The organism is Saonia sp., assembly GCF_056326165.1.
Genome location: NZ_JBWFBN010000013.1, coordinates 26,997 through 41,830 on the forward strand (window position 1 = coordinate 26,997; position 14,834 = coordinate 41,830).

15 protein-coding genes are annotated in these 14,834 nt (G+C 35.2%); 7 read left to right on the forward strand and 8 right to left on the reverse strand.

All coding sequences use genetic code 11. From position 1 onward, the window contains the following. Positions 1–63 precede the first annotated feature (63 nt). A complete protein-coding gene (locus AC000W_RS11875) occupies positions 64–516 on the reverse strand; it encodes a GAF domain-containing protein (protein ID WP_474748556.1) in 453 nt (150 codons plus the stop codon). Between the two features lie 106 nt (positions 517–622). Between AC000W_RS11875 and AC000W_RS11880 the strand changes: the two genes are divergently transcribed. The 6 genes from AC000W_RS11880 (at position 623) to AC000W_RS11905 (ending at position 6,646) form a co-directional block, all read left to right on the forward strand. Beyond that, complete coding sequence (locus tag AC000W_RS11880; RefSeq protein ID WP_476658682.1) at positions 623–1,024, forward strand: HYC_CC_PP family protein; 402 nt, start codon at positions 623–625, stop codon at positions 1,022–1,024. Positions 1,025–1,130: 106 nt separating this feature from the next. Continuing rightward, positions 1,131–3,365 carry a TonB-dependent receptor gene (locus AC000W_RS11885; protein WP_474748559.1) on the forward strand — a complete coding sequence of 745 codons (2,235 nt, stop codon included), beginning with the start codon at positions 1,131–1,133 and terminating at the stop codon, positions 3,363–3,365. A gap of 28 nt (positions 3,366–3,393) precedes the next feature. Continuing rightward, a complete protein-coding gene (locus tag AC000W_RS11890; RefSeq protein ID WP_474748560.1) occupies positions 3,394–3,750 on the forward strand; it encodes a heavy-metal-associated domain-containing protein in 357 nt (118 codons plus the stop codon). A 4-nt stretch (positions 3,751–3,754) separates the two neighbouring features. Continuing rightward, positions 3,755–4,465, forward strand: a complete 711-nt coding sequence (locus tag AC000W_RS11895) for a heavy-metal-associated domain-containing protein (protein ID WP_474748561.1) — start codon at positions 3,755–3,757, stop codon at positions 4,463–4,465. A 151-nt stretch (positions 4,466–4,616) separates the two neighbouring features. Then, the gene (locus AC000W_RS11900) at positions 4,617–5,549 is read left to right on the forward strand and encodes a hypothetical protein (RefSeq protein WP_474748563.1); all 933 of its coding nucleotides are present in this window, start codon (positions 4,617–4,619) and stop codon (positions 5,547–5,549) included. Beyond that, positions 5,546–6,646: a DUF3179 domain-containing protein gene (locus AC000W_RS11905; protein WP_474748564.1), complete on the forward strand. Its 1,101-nt coding sequence runs from the start codon at positions 5,546–5,548 to the stop codon at positions 6,644–6,646. Before AC000W_RS11900 ends, AC000W_RS11905 begins: the two co-directional genes overlap by 4 nt. A gap of 90 nt (positions 6,647–6,736) precedes the next feature. Here AC000W_RS11905 and groL read toward each other — a convergent pair whose 3' ends face one another. The 7 genes from groL to miaB all read right to left on the reverse strand — a co-directional run bounded on the left by groL (position 6,737) and on the right by miaB (position 13,382). Continuing rightward, positions 6,737–8,371: a chaperonin GroEL gene (gene groL, locus AC000W_RS11910; RefSeq protein ID WP_474748565.1), complete on the reverse strand. Its 1,635-nt coding sequence runs from the start codon at positions 8,369–8,371 to the stop codon at positions 6,737–6,739. 20 nt (positions 8,372–8,391) lie between these two features. Then, positions 8,392–8,670 (reverse strand): co-chaperone GroES, encoded by a 279-nt coding sequence (locus tag AC000W_RS11915; protein WP_474748567.1) that lies wholly within the window; start codon positions 8,668–8,670, stop codon positions 8,392–8,394. A gap of 152 nt (positions 8,671–8,822) precedes the next feature. Beyond that, complete coding sequence (secG, locus tag AC000W_RS11920) at positions 8,823–9,182, reverse strand: preprotein translocase subunit SecG (protein WP_474748568.1); 360 nt, start codon at positions 9,180–9,182, stop codon at positions 8,823–8,825. A gap of 2 nt (positions 9,183–9,184) precedes the next feature. Beyond that, positions 9,185–10,054, reverse strand: coding sequence for a hypothetical protein (locus tag AC000W_RS11925; RefSeq protein ID WP_474748570.1), 870 nt, complete (start codon positions 10,052–10,054; stop codon positions 9,185–9,187). 4 nt (positions 10,055–10,058) lie between these two features. Next, positions 10,059–10,577 carry an LptE family protein gene (locus AC000W_RS11930; protein WP_474748571.1) on the reverse strand — a complete coding sequence of 173 codons (519 nt, stop codon included), beginning with the start codon at positions 10,575–10,577 and terminating at the stop codon, positions 10,059–10,061. 84 nt (positions 10,578–10,661) lie between these two features. After that, positions 10,662–11,933, reverse strand: coding sequence for a sigma 54-interacting transcriptional regulator (locus AC000W_RS11935; RefSeq protein WP_474748573.1), 1,272 nt, complete (start codon positions 11,931–11,933; stop codon positions 10,662–10,664). 3 nt (positions 11,934–11,936) lie between these two features. Beyond that, the gene (gene miaB / locus AC000W_RS11940) at positions 11,937–13,382 is read right to left on the reverse strand and encodes a tRNA (N6-isopentenyl adenosine(37)-C2)-methylthiotransferase MiaB (RefSeq protein WP_474748574.1); all 1,446 of its coding nucleotides are present in this window, start codon (positions 13,380–13,382) and stop codon (positions 11,937–11,939) included. A 142-nt stretch (positions 13,383–13,524) separates the two neighbouring features. Between miaB and AC000W_RS11945 the strand changes: the two genes are divergently transcribed. Next, on the forward strand, positions 13,525–14,769 hold the full coding sequence (locus AC000W_RS11945) for an LVIVD repeat-containing protein (RefSeq protein WP_474748576.1): 1,245 nt from the start codon (positions 13,525–13,527) through the stop codon (positions 14,767–14,769). Positions 14,770–14,834 lie beyond the last annotated feature (65 nt).

Here is a 14,834-nt window from a genome sequence, read left to right on the forward strand (position 1 = left end):
CAACAAAAGTACTTTTTTTGAAGTTAAAAAACGATGTGGTTTATTAACAAAACCTCTAAAGTTTTAAAGAATTTTGGCTACTTCTAGGTTTACAAATTCTAAAAAACGTTCATCATCTTCTGTGAATGGGTCTGGGGTGTTGGAATCTATATCTATTTGCCCAATATTTTTACCATTTACAAACAAAGGAACTACAATTTCTGCCTTAACGGTAATGCTACAGGCAATGTAATTATCTTGAGCCATTACATCTGGCACAACAAAATTTTTATTGGATTCTGCCACTTGCCCGCAAATGCCTTTTCCAAAAGGGATTATGGTATGGTCCGTTGGTTCACCAGCATAAGGGCCTAATTTTAGCTCTCTTTTATCTCCATTTTTAAAATAAAACCCTACCCAATCATAATGAGGAACGGTAACTTTTAATACATCACAAATTTGTTGCAATTTTTCATCAACATTTAAAGCGAAATTGTTAGTGATAGAAGAAATTTTCGGTCTAAGTTGTGTAAACATATTTATACTGTTTTCTTTGTAAAATTACGACAATATTGCACTTAATATTTAGTTAATAAAGAGTGTTCCTACATTAAGAGATTTAATATTTTGTATTTTTGCAGTGATGAAAGATTTGCTTCATAAAATAATGTCTTTTCTAATGGCTTTGCTTTTGCTGGCCTCTACTACTTCATGGACGGTGGAGAAGCACTTTTGCATGGGTAGGGTAATGGATGTTGCAATATTCCATAAAGCCGAAGATTGTGGTATGCAATTAATGGATTCTGATGGAGATATGAAAATGGACTGTTGTTCGGACGAAATCACAGTTGTTGAGGGTCAGGATGATCTAAAAATTTCCTTTGATGATTTAAGTTTAGACCAACAATTGTTTATTGTTGTCTATGCACAATCATATTTAAATTTATTTGATGTCCTATCGGAACAAATTGTTCCCCGTAGAGAATACCCTCCTCCCATATTGGTTAAGGACATACAGCTTCTTGACCAAGTTTTTTTAATTTGATTTTTCGTTTTTTATCATTTTCCCTCCAATAACTATTGTTTAGGGAAATGAGTTATATGCTTCATTCTGGAGCAAGAATTAAACGTTATATCAAATTAAAATTTCAATGAAAAAATATATAATAATTTTCACCTTCTTTTCTTTTTGGGCTCATTCACAGGATACTATTGAAGGAATGGTGATGGAAGCCAATGGCGAGAACAAGCATATTGGTTTGCAAGGGGCCAATGTTTATTGGATGAACTCCCAAATTGGAACAATTACCAATGACGAGGGACTGTTTGCAATTCCCTATTCAAAAGAATACAACAGACTTATTATTAGTTATGTTGGTTTTACTTCTGATACTTTGACGATTGACGAACGCAAAATGGTTCGCCATTGGTTAAAACCATCTAATATGTTAGATGAGGTTGTGGTTGAGAAAAAGCGTGATGCTGTACAAAAAACGTTTTTTAAGGCGCAGAATGTAATAACAGTTAATAGCGCAGAACTTTTAAAAGCTGCTTGTTGCAATCTGTCCGAAAGTTTTGAAACCAATCCTGCGATTGATGTTAATTTTTCTGATGCCCTCACTGGAACTAAACAAATACAAATGCTTGGGTTAACAAGTCCTTATTTATTGATTACCCAAGAAAATATTCCAATGGTTCGTGGCGCCTCACAGGCTTACGGACTTACTTTTACTCCTGGAACTTGGGTAGAGAGTATACAGATAACTAAAGGAGCGGGCAGTGTGGTAAACGGGTACGAGAGTATTTCTGGCCAAATAAATACAGAGTTAGTAAAACCATTGACAGACAATGCCCTTTTTGTAAATGGCTATGCTAATAGAAATGGAAGGTTGGAACTGAATACGCACATTAATAGAAAACTAACGGACAAATTGAGCACGGGTATTTATATTCATGGCAATCAAAGGAACCATAAAGAAGATGGCAATGGAGATGGTTTTTTAGATGCTCCCTTGGCAGATCAAATAAATGTAATGAACCGCTGGCAGTACCAAAATCCTGAAACTGGATGGGTTAGTTTTTTGAATGTCCGTTTTTTAAATGATGAAAAACAAGTGGGTCTAAAGGATTTTGATCCTAAAAATGATAGATTTACAACCAATGCATGGGGTGGTGAAATAGATACTAGGCGTTTTGACACTTCCTTGAAATTAGGCTATGTTTTTCCACAACTTCCTTTTCAAAGTATTGGATTTCAAACCTCTTATAGCATTCACAACCAGGATTCTTATTATGGTCTAAATCAATATAACATATCGCATCAGAGTATTTATACCAATGCTATATTCAATTCAATCATTGGAAATACAAAAAACAAATTCACCACAGGGTTGACCTATGCATATGATAAATATGATGAACTTGCCAACACACGAGGATTTCGCAGAACAGATTATTCCTTTGGCGGTTTTTTTGAGTATAGCTATACTAATTTGGAAAAATTGAGTTTGGTTGCCGGTTTACGGGTGGATAATCATAATAGACTAGGGACTTTTATCACTCCAAGACTACATGCGCGTTATACGCCATGGGAAAAAGGAAGTTTAAGGGCCTCATTTGGGAAAGGTAGAAGAGCAGCAAATATATTTGCAGAGAACCAACGACTTTTTGCATCTTCCAGAGACATCCAAATTTTGGATGAAGGAGGAGAAATATATGGATTGGACCCGGAAGTAGCATGGAATTATGGAGTCAGTTTTATTCAAGGATTTACCTTTAAAGAAAGAGAAGGTAACATAACCCTGGATTATTATAAAACCGATTTTGATAACCAAGTTGTGGTAGATTGGGAAAATTCTCAGAGAATATCTTTTTATAATTTGGAAGGAAAAAGTGTTGCTAACAGTATGCAAATAGAAGTGAATTATGAAATTCTAAAAAACGTGGAATTGAGAACTGCATATAAGTACTATGATGTAAAGACAGATTATAGAGATGGACAATTACAAAAACCACTGCAGGCTAAGCACAGATTTTTCACCAATATAGGGTATGTAACTCAACCCAAGGATAACGGAGCTCAATGGCGATTGGATTATACCTTACATTCGTTAGGCAAACAACGTCTTCCCAACACAAGTGGAAATCCTCTTTCTAGTAGGCTAAATGAGTTTTCACCTTCCTACAGTTTAATGAATGCCCAGATTACAAAAGTTCTTTCAAACCATTTTGAACTTTATGTAGGTGGCGAGAATTTGACTAATTTTAAACAGAACAAGCCAATTTTGGGTGCAGATGACCCTTTTGGCGCATATTTTGATACTAGTATAGTATATGCTCCAATCATGGGAACTATGTATTATGCAGGATTTAGATTTAAACTATAACCATTTAAAAACAATAAAAAAATAAAACATGAAAAGAATAATTTTAGGAATAGCCTTTCTGTTGATTGCCACTGTAACTTTTGCACAAGAGAAGAACAAAAAAGTAGAATTTGAAGTAGATGGAGTATGCGAAATGTGTAAAATGCGCATTGAAAAAGCGTGTTTGGAAGTAACAGGTGTTAAATATGCGCTCTGGGATGTGCCAAGTCATCAATTGTCATTAGTGTTGGATGAACGCAAAACCAACCCAATGGAAGTTAAAATGGCTTTGGCAGCTGTAGGCCATGATACCAAAGAACTGAAGGCAACAGAAGAGGCTTATGAAAGTGTGCATCCTTGCTGTAGATATAGGGATATAAAGAATCATGATGATGTTGAGCATTAAGTAAATGGAGCAGACATATTCGGTAACGGGAATGACATGTAATGGATGTGTGGCATCTGTTAGGGAAAAATTAGAAAATATAAAAGGTGTTTCCATAGTTGATGTCGACTTGGAAAAAGGACAAGCACAGATTACTATGGATACTTATATTCCATTTGATGCTCTTAAAAATGCTTTGCCAAAAAAATATTCCATTTCAGATAAGAACGAAGGTGTAATTGATGAACCGGTTTCTAAATGGAAACAGTTAAAACCCTTGTTTCTCATTTTTCTCTATTTATTTTCCGCTGCTTTTTTACTGAACTATAAAAATTGGAATATCAGTGAGGCCATGTTGGATTTTATGGGGCTTTTTTATATTGTTTTTAGCTTTTTTAAGTTGCTGGACTTAAAAGGATTTCCAGAAAGTTTTAGAATGTATGACCCCTTGGCAAAAAGAATTCCAGTGTATGGTTGGGTATACCCTTTTATTGAGGTGACGCTTGGGTTAATGTTTTTAATGCGCTTTAATGTTAAAATAGCTTTGATTGCTACAATTATTATTTTAGGAATAACTACTGTTGGAGTCACAAAAACTTTATTAGACAAAAAAAGCATTAGTTGTGCTTGTTTGGGAACCGCTTTAAAATTACCAATGACCGAAGCCACGTTTATAGAAAATGCTATAATGTTGGTTATGGCTTTTTGGATGTTGGTCAATAGTTTTGTAGCGTAGGTTTACAAACGTTAAATTACATTATTTCAATGCGTTAAAATCATCCTTTAGTGTAAGGAGTTCCTTTTTGTGAACACTAATTGTGTGCTAGTCTAAACCTATGTACACTAAACTAATCCTTGTTTTCTCATTTTTTTTATTGAGTCCACTCATGTTTTCTCAAACTTGTTGCTCAGGAGGAATACCCTTATCTAACAGTCTTGGTTTGGTAAATAATGGAAAAGGCTCATTGGAGTTTGGTCTATTTTATGACTATAATAATTTAAAGACCCTTAATGTTGGTAGTGAGAAATTAAATGATAATTCGCGTCAACGAATTACACATTCTGGATTGTTTAATTTGGGATATTCAATAACTGATAGATTATCAGTTGAAAGCTTATTGACATGGGTAAACCAAAGAAGGGCAATAGACCAGTTTGGAAATGTTGATTTACAGCAAACTACTGGAATAGGAGATGGAGTTGTGTTGGTTAAATATGGATTTGCAAAAATACTTGGAGAAACTAGTGATGTTACTTTTGGAACAGGTGTTAAAATTCCTCTGGGTTCTTTTGATGAGGTAAATAATTCTGGAATAACATATATAGCAGATTTACAACCAGGTAGCGGGGCTTGGGATGTAATTCTCTTTGCATCATTGAGTAAAAACTTTAAGTTTAGACCTACTACAACATTTTCAGCAAGGGTTATTAGTAGAATTACAGGTGAAAATGCCGATTATCTGCAAGGTTCATCAATCTATGAATATGGAAATGAAATACAAGCTTTTTTTGGAGTTTCCGATCAGTACTTGATTTTAAATACAATTGTTAATGTCAGTTTAACATTTAAATATAGAAAGGCAAATAGAGATATTATTAACGGTAATGAGTTGAGTAATACTGGTGGTAAGTGGTTGTTTGTTGTTCCAAGCCTATCTATTAAGTTATTCCCTAGGATAACATTTCTTAATAAGTTGGAACTGCCTATAATTAGTAATGTAGACGGTACGCAGCTAACTCCTACATATAGATTTACAAGTGGTCTTTCTTTAAACTTAAATGCCAAGAAAAATGATATTAACCTAAATATTGAACAATGAAAAAGAAGATTTTTTTATTACTTGCAAGCATACTGCTTACTATTTCATGTAGTAGTAGTGATGTATCTACTGATTCCGATTTAAATCTGCCAAACAATACAAGTAGTGGTGATGAAGAAGGGGGAGGTGTTGCATCAACCAATAATTGGTTAGTGCCAGTAGCAGAAGTAAGAGATGGTGGTCCTGGAAAGGATGGAATACCATCTATAGACAGCCCTAAATTTTTTACAGTTAATGATGTTCCTGATGATTCTGACAATTTCTTGGTTATCGGTGTTAAAGTTGGTAATGAGACAAGAGCGTACCCTCATTTTATTTTGGATTGGCATGAAATTGTAAATGATGAGATAAATGGAATTCCAATGGCCATTTCTCTATGTCCTTTAACCGGAACCTCCATTGGTTGGAGCAGAATTGTTGATGGAAATGAAACTACATTTGGAGTGTCTGGTCTATTATACAATAATAATTTAATACCATATGATCGTGCGACTGATAGTAATTGGTCGCAAGTTGGTTTAAAATGCATCAATGGGGAATTAATTGGTGAGATTCCAAATGTTATCCCTGTTTTGGAAACTACTTGGGGAGTCTGGAAAACCATGTATCCAAATACCAAAGTAATGAATTCTGACACCGGTTTTTCTAGGAGTTATGGAGTGTATCCATATGGAGATTATAAAACTAATCATTCTTATTTGATTTTTCCTTTAAACCCTGAGGATGATAGATTGCCTTCTAAAGAAAGAGTTCATGCATTAATAGATGCTGATAAAGCAAAGGCATATCAGTTTGATGTCTTTGAAGAAGGAAACATAATTAAGGACAATTTTAATGGAAAAGAAATTCTTTTGGTTGGGGATAACACTACAATAGTTTCTTTTGAATTGGATAGTAGTACTAGCACCTTGGATTTTGAATATTCTTATAATGGAACTGAAGCGTTTTTTACTGATAGTAATGATACGGTATGGAACGTTTTTGGAGAAGCTATTTCTGGTCCAGGGGAGGGAAATAAATTAAAGCCCACTATATCATTTATTGCCTATTGGTTTTCTATTGGGGCATTTTATCCTAACGTAGAGATATACAATTAATAAGTTTTGTTTTTAGTGTTTTAAAAAGAAAAACCCGCTCTTTGAAAGAAGCGGGTTTTTCTAATTATATTTAAGAAGATTATAATATGATTACATCATACCGGGCATTCCGCCACCGCCACCCATTGGAGGCATAGCAGGAGCATCTTCTTTAATATCTGTCAAGGCACATTCCGTGGTTAAGATCATTCCCGAAACAGAAGCAGCATTTTCCAATGCAACCCTAGTTACTTTCTTAGGATCTATGATACCGGCCTTAAGCATATCAACATATGTTTCAGATTTGGCATCAAAACCAAAATCACCTTTTCCTTCTAAAATTTTAGAAATTACAACAGAACCTTCACCACCTGCGTTTTCCACAATAGTTCTAAGTGGAGCTTCAATTGCTTTTGCCACAATTTGGATTCCTGTAACTTCATCAAGATTTTCAGCAGTTAATTTTTCTAAAACGGATTTTGCTCTTACCAAAGCAACACCACCACCAGCAACAATACCTTCTTCTACAGCAGCTCTTGTTGCATGTAAAGCATCATCAACTCTGTCTTTCTTTTCTTTCATCTCAACTTCTGAAGCTGCTCCTACATAAAGTACGGCAACACCGCCAGCCAATTTGGCCAAACGTTCTTGAAGTTTTTCCTTGTCATAATCAGAGGTAGTAGTTTCTATCTGACTCTTAATTTGACTTACTCTTCCTTTGATGTCTTTTTTGTTGCCAGAACCGTTAACAATAGTCGTATTGTCCTTATCAACAGTAACTGTTTCTGCAGTACCCAACATAGTTAGATCTGCATTTTCCAAAGAGAATCCTCTTTCTTCTGAGATTACAGTACCACCAGTTAAAATAGCAATATCTTCTAACATTGCTTTTCTTCTATCTCCAAATCCAGGGGCTTTAACAGCAGCAATTTTTAAACCACCTCTTAATTTGTTTACTACTAAAGTTGCCAACGCTTGCCCGTCTACATCTTCGGCAATAATCAATAAAGGTCTTCCAGATTGTGCTACTGGCTCAAGGATTGGAAGAATTTCTTGTAGGTTTGAGATTTTCTTGTCGAACAATAAGATGTATGGATTTTCTAAATCTGCAATCATCTTATCTGTATCAGTAACAAAGTAAGGAGAAAGATAACCTCTGTCAAACTGCATACCTTCAACAACATCTACATAAGTATCAGTTCCTTTAGCCTCTTCTACAGTAATTACACCTTCGTTACCAACTTTACTAAATGCCTGTGCAATTAAATCACCAATGTTTCCATCATTGTTAGCAGAAATAGAAGCTACTTGTTTTATTTTGTCAGTAGAGCTTCCTACTTTTTTAGCTTGCTTTTCCAAGTTTTCTACCAAAGCTGCAACAGCCTTATCTATTCCTCTTTTAAGATCCATAGGATTGGCACCGGCAGCTACGTTTTTTAAACCTTCTTTTACGATTGCTTGAGCCAATACAGTTGCCGTTGTAGTACCATCACCGGCTTGGTCATTGGTTCTAGATGCAACCTCCTTAACCATTTGTGCTCCCATATTTTCAAGAGCATCGGCTAATTCTATTTCTTTGGCAACTGTAACACCATCCTTAGTTACTTGTGGAGCGCCAAAAGATTTACTAATAATTACGTTTCTTCCTTTTGGACCCAAGGTTACTTTTACAGCTTCAGCCAATTTATCAACACCACGTTTTAGTCCGTCACGTGCGTCAATATCAAATTTTATATCTTTTGCCATTTCTTAGTTAATTTTTATAATTAAACGATTGCTAAAATGTCACTTTCACGCATCATTAGATAGTCGGTTCCATCTAATTTTAGCTCAGTGCCTGCGTATTTTCCATAAAGAACAGAATCACCAACTTTAACGGTAATTTTTTCATCCTTTGTTCCAGGACCAACAGCCACCACTTTTCCTTTTTGAGGTTTTTCTTTAGCGGTGTCAGGGATAATGATTCCAGATGCAGTTTTGGTTTCGGCTGCCATGGGCTCAATAAGTACCCTGTCTGCTAATGGTTTAATACTAAGTTTCGCCATGTTTTTATTTTTTAGTTTGATAATTTAAATACTTGATACTGATGGGCAGAAATTATGCCAATTCCGAAAAACTGACATATTGTAAAACAAAAATGCCAGCTTGTCATTTTTGCTGGCATTTTGCTATATTTTTCACAATATGTTTTATCTGTTTATTGAATTGTATCAATAGGGTTTGTTTCATTTGTTGCTGCTGGAGTTTCCGGTGTTGTTGTTTCAGGAAGAGTGTTTTCAATATCATCACCTTGTAACAACTTAGATTCTGCATCTGCAAAATTACCTTTTAGAGCTACATTGGACAAAAGAATTAAAACAATCAACAAAGTTGATAAAGTCCATGTGCTTTTATCTAAAAAATCACCTGTTTTTTTAACACCGCCCACTACTTGGTTGCCACCGCCTCCAAAAGAAGATGAAAGGCCACCGCCTTTTGGGTTCTGAACCATAATAACCAATACCAACAGTAGGCATACTGCGATTATTAAAATTAAGAAGATTGAAAATGTACTCATTTCTATATGTTTTCCTGTTGTATTTTCTCTACCGCTTTAATTCGGTCTGCAAAGAAACTACTTTTTTCTGGATATTTCAAACTTAAAATTTTGTATGCTTGGATTGCTTTTTTGTATTTTTTTTGTTCTAAGTATACCTTAGCCAAAGTCTCTGTCATTAACTCGTTAGTGTTAATTTTGGAAGATTCTTTAATATTTATTTTTTGGTCAGATTTCCCAGTTGGAACTATTTTGGGATTGGCCTCAATAAACTTGTCTATTAAGTCAAATTTCTTCTTTTTAAGAACGTCTTGTTCTAATGGAAAATCTGCTTCTTCATCTTCTTCTTGTTTGGCAGATGTTAGTTGTAGCCATTCGCTAAACGAATGTTTTTCATTTTTGGTGAATTCCAAAGGTTTGCCCAACTCCAATTTTTTTTCTGCATCTTTTTTGGCTTTAGAAAGCGCCTTGTCAATCTTAGGGTCTTTAGATTTAAATAGTGCGGGGTCTAAAATTTCTTCGGCATCTTTAATATTTTGCGGAAGAGGATTGTCTTTGGATTTTGCATCATGTAGTGTGTGTGACTCTTCTGGGGGAATAGTCTCTTCCTGATTATCCAAGGAGATTTTTTCCTTAACAATGTTAGTTTGAAGAAACTCTTCGGATGTTATAAAATCAAAAAGCACTTCCCTGTCTGCAATATGCGCAGCTGTAATTTTTAGGGCACTATTGTATTTGTAACTGTTTAGGTTCTTAAGCCCTTTTAAATGAACTGCTCTTGCAGCTTGAAAATAGGGGTATTCGGCAAGAATATCTTCCAACTGTTTTGTTTGAACAGGAGAGCTTATCTTACTGGGTTTTTTTAAGAGGTATGTAAAATCTTCTACATTCATAAATTTACCAATCGGCTAATGAGGCGCCAAAAATATCTTGGTTAATACGTTCAAAAATTTCTTCATGGGCCTGACTTTTTACAGCATCCAACAGCGAGTTTGCAGGATAATCAAAGAAAAAGGAAAAGCGCCTTTCAAAATCTACATCATCTTTGGTTTTATTGTAAAAACGCACATTTACTGCCATTGTTAATCTGTTCTGGGCTGCAGTTTGACTTGCCGTTGCAGTCATAGGAGCAATCCGGTATTCCACTATTTCACCTTCATATAACAAGTCGCCATTACTGGTTACCAAATCCAAGCTGGTCTGGTTCATGATTAAATCCTGTAGTGCCAATGTAAAATTTCTGTCTAGCCCTGGCTCAATAATAGAACCAGCACTTTGAGTGGCATAATTTTGAAAAAAACTTACCTGAAATGTTTCAGCAGTTCCAACATCACCACCAGTAAAATTGTATATACCACAACCGTTTAAGAATAAAAATGACAATAGACCAATGGTTTTTAGTATGTATTTTCTCATGTTGCTAAAATTCCAAAAAACAAATGGCATTTTCCTAATCTTTATTCTTTTTTTAAGATTTAATTTCTGTTAATAGCTGAAGGGCTATAAATCGTACTGTTTTATTTTTCTATACAAAGTACGTTCCGAAATTCCCAATTCTGTCGCTGCGGCCTTTCTTTTACCCCTGTTGCGTTCCAAGGACTTTTTAATTAGTTCTATTTCCTTTTCCTGTAAAGATAGGGTTTCTTCCTCTTCTATTTCTTCAGCAAAATGATACTTATCTTCCTGTACTGCGGCAATATGGGTATGGGTCTCTATTTCGGGTTCTGGCAATTGTAGCACTTCCATGGTTTCTTGTTCGTCCTTTATAACGTTTTCTCCATTGTTGCCATAAATTTTTCTGATAAGGGTTTCGTTTTCTTCCTGTACTTTTTCACCATTGTCATTTTTAAGAAGTTCCAAGGTCAACTTTTTTAAGTCGTTCAAATCTCCTTTCATATCAAACAAAACCTTGTAGAGAATTTCTCTTTCACTACTAAAATCCCCTTCTTTTTTTTCTTTGTTGATAACGGCCGGTAAATTGGAATCCCCAGCATTGGGCAAGTAACTGTTTAGTGTTGCCAAAGAAATGCTTCTTTTCTCTTCCAATACGGACACTTGTTCGGCAATGTTTCTAAGTTGCCTAATATTTCCTGGCCACCTATATTTTAATAGAAGTTGAACAGCATCATCTTCCAAACGAATTGTGGGCATTTTATATTTTTGACCAAAGTCTGAGGCAAACTTGCGAAACAATAAATGAATGTCTTCTTTGCGTTCTCTTAGAGGAGGGATGTTTATTTCTACTGTACTTAATCTATAATAAAGGTCTTCTCTAAATTTCTCTTTCTTAATGGCCTCGAACATATGAATGTTGGTTGCGGCAACAATACGAACATTGGTTTTTTGTACCTGGGAGGAGCCTACTTTTAGAAATTCACCATTTTCTAAGACCCTTAAAAGTCTCACTTGGGTAGTTAGTGGCAATTCCCCAACTTCATCTAAAAAAATGGTACCACCATCTGCAACTTCAAAATAGCCGCTACGGGTTTGTGTGGCACCGGTAAATGCACCTTTTTCATGTCCAAATAGCTCACTGTCTATAGTGCCTTCTGGAATGGCACCACAGTTTACTGCAATATATTTTGCATGTTTTCTATGTGATAGGGAATGAATAATCTTTGGAATAGATTCTTTGCCAACTCCACTTTCACCTGTCACCAAAACAGAAATATCCGTTGGTGCTACTTGAATTGCTTTTTCAATGGCTCGATTTAACTTTAAATCATTGCCAATAATTTCAAAACGTTGCTTTATGGATTGTATGCTTTCCATTTTTTAATTGTTGTCTGAATAACCAACTGCCTTGCCCAAAAGAGTGGCAGAAGTACAGTCATTCATTTTTACATTTACAAAATCACCTATCTTATATTGTTCTTTTGGAAAAATGGCAACTATGTTTTGAGAGTTTCTTCCCATCCAGTGTGCATCAGATTTTTTTGAAGAACCTTCAATTAAAACCTCTTCTACTTTTCCAAGATGTTGATCTGTTCTATATTGACAATGCTCTCGTTGTAAGGCAATAACTTCAGCTAATCGTCTTTTTTTCACATCTTCAGGAATATCATTCTCTAACTTCCGAGCAGCCATAGTTCCAGGTCTTTCCGAATAAGAAAACATATATCCAAAATCGTATTTTACATATTCCATTAAAGATAAAGTGTCTCGGTGGTCTTCTTCCGTTTCTGTTGGAAAACCAATAATCATATCTTGGGAAATACCACAATCTGGAATAAGTTCTCTAATGTCATCTATTAACTTAAAATATTCTTCTCGTGTGTGCAAGCGGTTCATGGCTTTTAAAATACGGTTACTACCACTTTGAACAGGAAGGTGAATATGATTACATATATTATTATAACGAGCCATTACGTTAATAGCATCAAGAGTCATGTCCTGTGGGTTAGAGGTTGAAAAACGAATTCTCATTTTGGGTTGGGCAATGGCTACCATTTCCAAAAGATTGGCAAAATCCACAGCAGTAGCTTTTTGCATATCACTGGCATTTGCAAACTCTTTTTTTAATCCACCACCATACCACAGATAGCTATCCACGTTCTGTCCAAGAAGTGTAACTTCCTTATACCCCTTTATCCATAGGTCGTTTACCTCTTCAATAATGGAATGTGGATCTCTACTTCGTTCTCTTCCTCTAGTAAAAGGGACAACACAAAAGGTGCACATGTTATCACAGCCACGTGTTATGGAAACAAAAGCAGAAACACCATTGGTGTTTAAACGAACAGGCGCAACATCACCATAGGTTTCATCTTTAGATAAGATTACGTTCACAGCATTTCTGCCTTCATCAATTTCTTGGATAAGATTTGGCAAGTCTTTATAGGCATCTGGTCCTACGACCATATCCACAATCTTTTCTTCTTCTAGAAATTTACTTTTTAGACGTTCTGCCATACAGCCCAAAACCCCAACTTTCATATGAGGGTTGGTTCTTTTTACTTTATTGAATTTCTCCAACCGCTTTCTAACCGTTAGCTCTGCCTTTTCTCTAATGGAGCAGGTGTTTACCAAAACTAAATCTGCCTCTTCAAGGTTTTGCGTGGTATTGTAACCCTCATTTGCCAAGATAGAAGCCACAATTTCACTATCGGAAAAGTTCATCTGGCAACCATAACTTTCTATATAAAGCTTGCGCGAATTTTTTTTCTTCTCCTTAATGTTTAAGGCAGTTCCTTGAGCGGTTTCGTCTATTATTTTTTCCATTAATATTGTCTTCCAATGGGTTTGCAAAGATAGTGCTAATTGGGAAATGGTGACAAATTGACAGTTAAATATTTATCAAAAACTTAACGCAACGTCCACGTACATAACTCATCTATATGATAGCAACTAAAAAAAATCAATCATGAAAAAGACAATTTTTATATTAGTATCAATTGTACTATTGGGTTTTGTATCCTGCGATAAAGAAGATAGTAAATACGCCGATTATTTGGTGGCAAGACCATTAAAGATGACCAAGGTAGAATTTAAAAATAGTGTGGATATTGTTTCACCTTTGCCCATTGATGAATCTGGAAAAATATATGCTTACCAAGATTACATTTTTGTAAACGATAAATATAAAGGAGTGCATGTTATAGATAATAGCAACCCAGCTTCACCACAAAAAATAGCTTTTATAAAAATTGCGGGTAATGTGGATATTTCTGTGAAGGATGATATTCTATATGCTGATAGTCTTACCGATTTAATTGTATTGGATATTTCTAACATCAACAGTATTAAAATTGTAAACCGATTAGAAAATGTTCTGCAGGACTATGTGGCCTGGCCAGTTGATGCTGATTTTATTGAATATGAAAATATAGATTATGAAAATGAAATAATAGTTGGCTGGGAAACAATTACAGAAAGAAGATTGATTGAAGAGTATGAACAAAGATTTGGAGGCCCTGATGTTTTGTTTGCGGAGACGGCCAATGATACTGGAGGAGATACAGGTCAAGGAGGTTCGTTGGCGCGTTTTAAAATTGTAAATGATTATTTGTATGCTGTGGACAGCCATAGCATTAATATATTCAATATCTCAGATTTGGAGAATCCACAGGATTTGGATGATGTGTATGCTGGGTTTGATATTGAAACTATTTTTAATAGAGACAACCATTTATTCCTTGGCAGTATGAGAGGAATGTATATATATGATATTTCCTCACCTGCAAACCCAACTTTTATATCAGAATTTCAACATGGTACCGCTTGTGATCCTGTTGTTGTAGATGGAGACTACGCCTATGTTACTTTAAGAGGAGGGAACAATTGTGGAGCTACTGAAAGTGGACTTTTTATAGTTGATATTTCCAACATCTCCAGCCCCGAGTTATCAGAAATCTATGCAATGGATGAGCCTTATGGATTGGGAATAAAGGATGAAAAGTTATTTGTTTGCGACGGCTCATCTGGCCTAAAAGTATATGACAAGACCGATATTTCAAATTTAGAAGCCCTAAATCATTTTGAAGATATTATCACCTTTGACGTAATTCCATTAGAAGAAACATTGCTAATGGTCGGAGATGAAATCTTATATCAATATACATATTTAGAGAACAGTATAGAGCTGATAAGCATGTTGGAATTAAATTGATTTTTTGGTTTTATAAAAAAATTAAACACCCATCATGATGGGTGTTTTTTTATGCAATACCATAT

Bases quoted from the DNA above. Each gene is read 5' to 3' on its own strand.
- AC000W_RS11875 (WP_474748556.1), bottom strand. From the start codon at position 516: ATGTTTACACAACTTAGACCGAAAATTTCTTCTATCACTAACAATTTC.
- AC000W_RS11880 (WP_476658682.1), top strand. From the start codon at position 623: ATGAAAGATTTGCTTCATAAAATAATGTCTTTTCTAATGGCTTTGCTT.
- AC000W_RS11885 (WP_474748559.1), top strand. From the start codon at position 1,131: ATGAAAAAATATATAATAATTTTCACCTTCTTTTCTTTTTGGGCTCAT.
- AC000W_RS11890 (WP_474748560.1), top strand. From the start codon at position 3,394: ATGAAAAGAATAATTTTAGGAATAGCCTTTCTGTTGATTGCCACTGTA.
- AC000W_RS11895 (WP_474748561.1), top strand. From the start codon at position 3,755: ATGGAGCAGACATATTCGGTAACGGGAATGACATGTAATGGATGTGTG.
- AC000W_RS11900 (WP_474748563.1), top strand. From the start codon at position 4,617: ATGTTTTCTCAAACTTGTTGCTCAGGAGGAATACCCTTATCTAACAGT.
- AC000W_RS11905 (WP_474748564.1), top strand. From the start codon at position 5,546: ATGAAAAAGAAGATTTTTTTATTACTTGCAAGCATACTGCTTACTATT.
- groL (WP_474748565.1), bottom strand. From the start codon at position 8,371: ATGGCAAAAGATATAAAATTTGATATTGACGCACGTGACGGACTAAAA.
- AC000W_RS11915 (WP_474748567.1), bottom strand. From the start codon at position 8,670: ATGGCGAAACTTAGTATTAAACCATTAGCAGACAGGGTACTTATTGAG.
- secG (WP_474748568.1), bottom strand. From the start codon at position 9,182: ATGAGTACATTTTCAATCTTCTTAATTTTAATAATCGCAGTATGCCTA.
- AC000W_RS11925 (WP_474748570.1), bottom strand. From the start codon at position 10,054: ATGAATGTAGAAGATTTTACATACCTCTTAAAAAAACCCAGTAAGATA.
- AC000W_RS11930 (WP_474748571.1), bottom strand. From the start codon at position 10,577: ATGAGAAAATACATACTAAAAACCATTGGTCTATTGTCATTTTTATTC.
- AC000W_RS11935 (WP_474748573.1), bottom strand. From the start codon at position 11,933: ATGGAAAGCATACAATCCATAAAGCAACGTTTTGAAATTATTGGCAAT.
- miaB (WP_474748574.1), bottom strand. From the start codon at position 13,382: ATGGAAAAAATAATAGACGAAACCGCTCAAGGAACTGCCTTAAACATT.
- AC000W_RS11945 (WP_474748576.1), top strand. From the start codon at position 13,525: ATGAAAAAGACAATTTTTATATTAGTATCAATTGTACTATTGGGTTTT.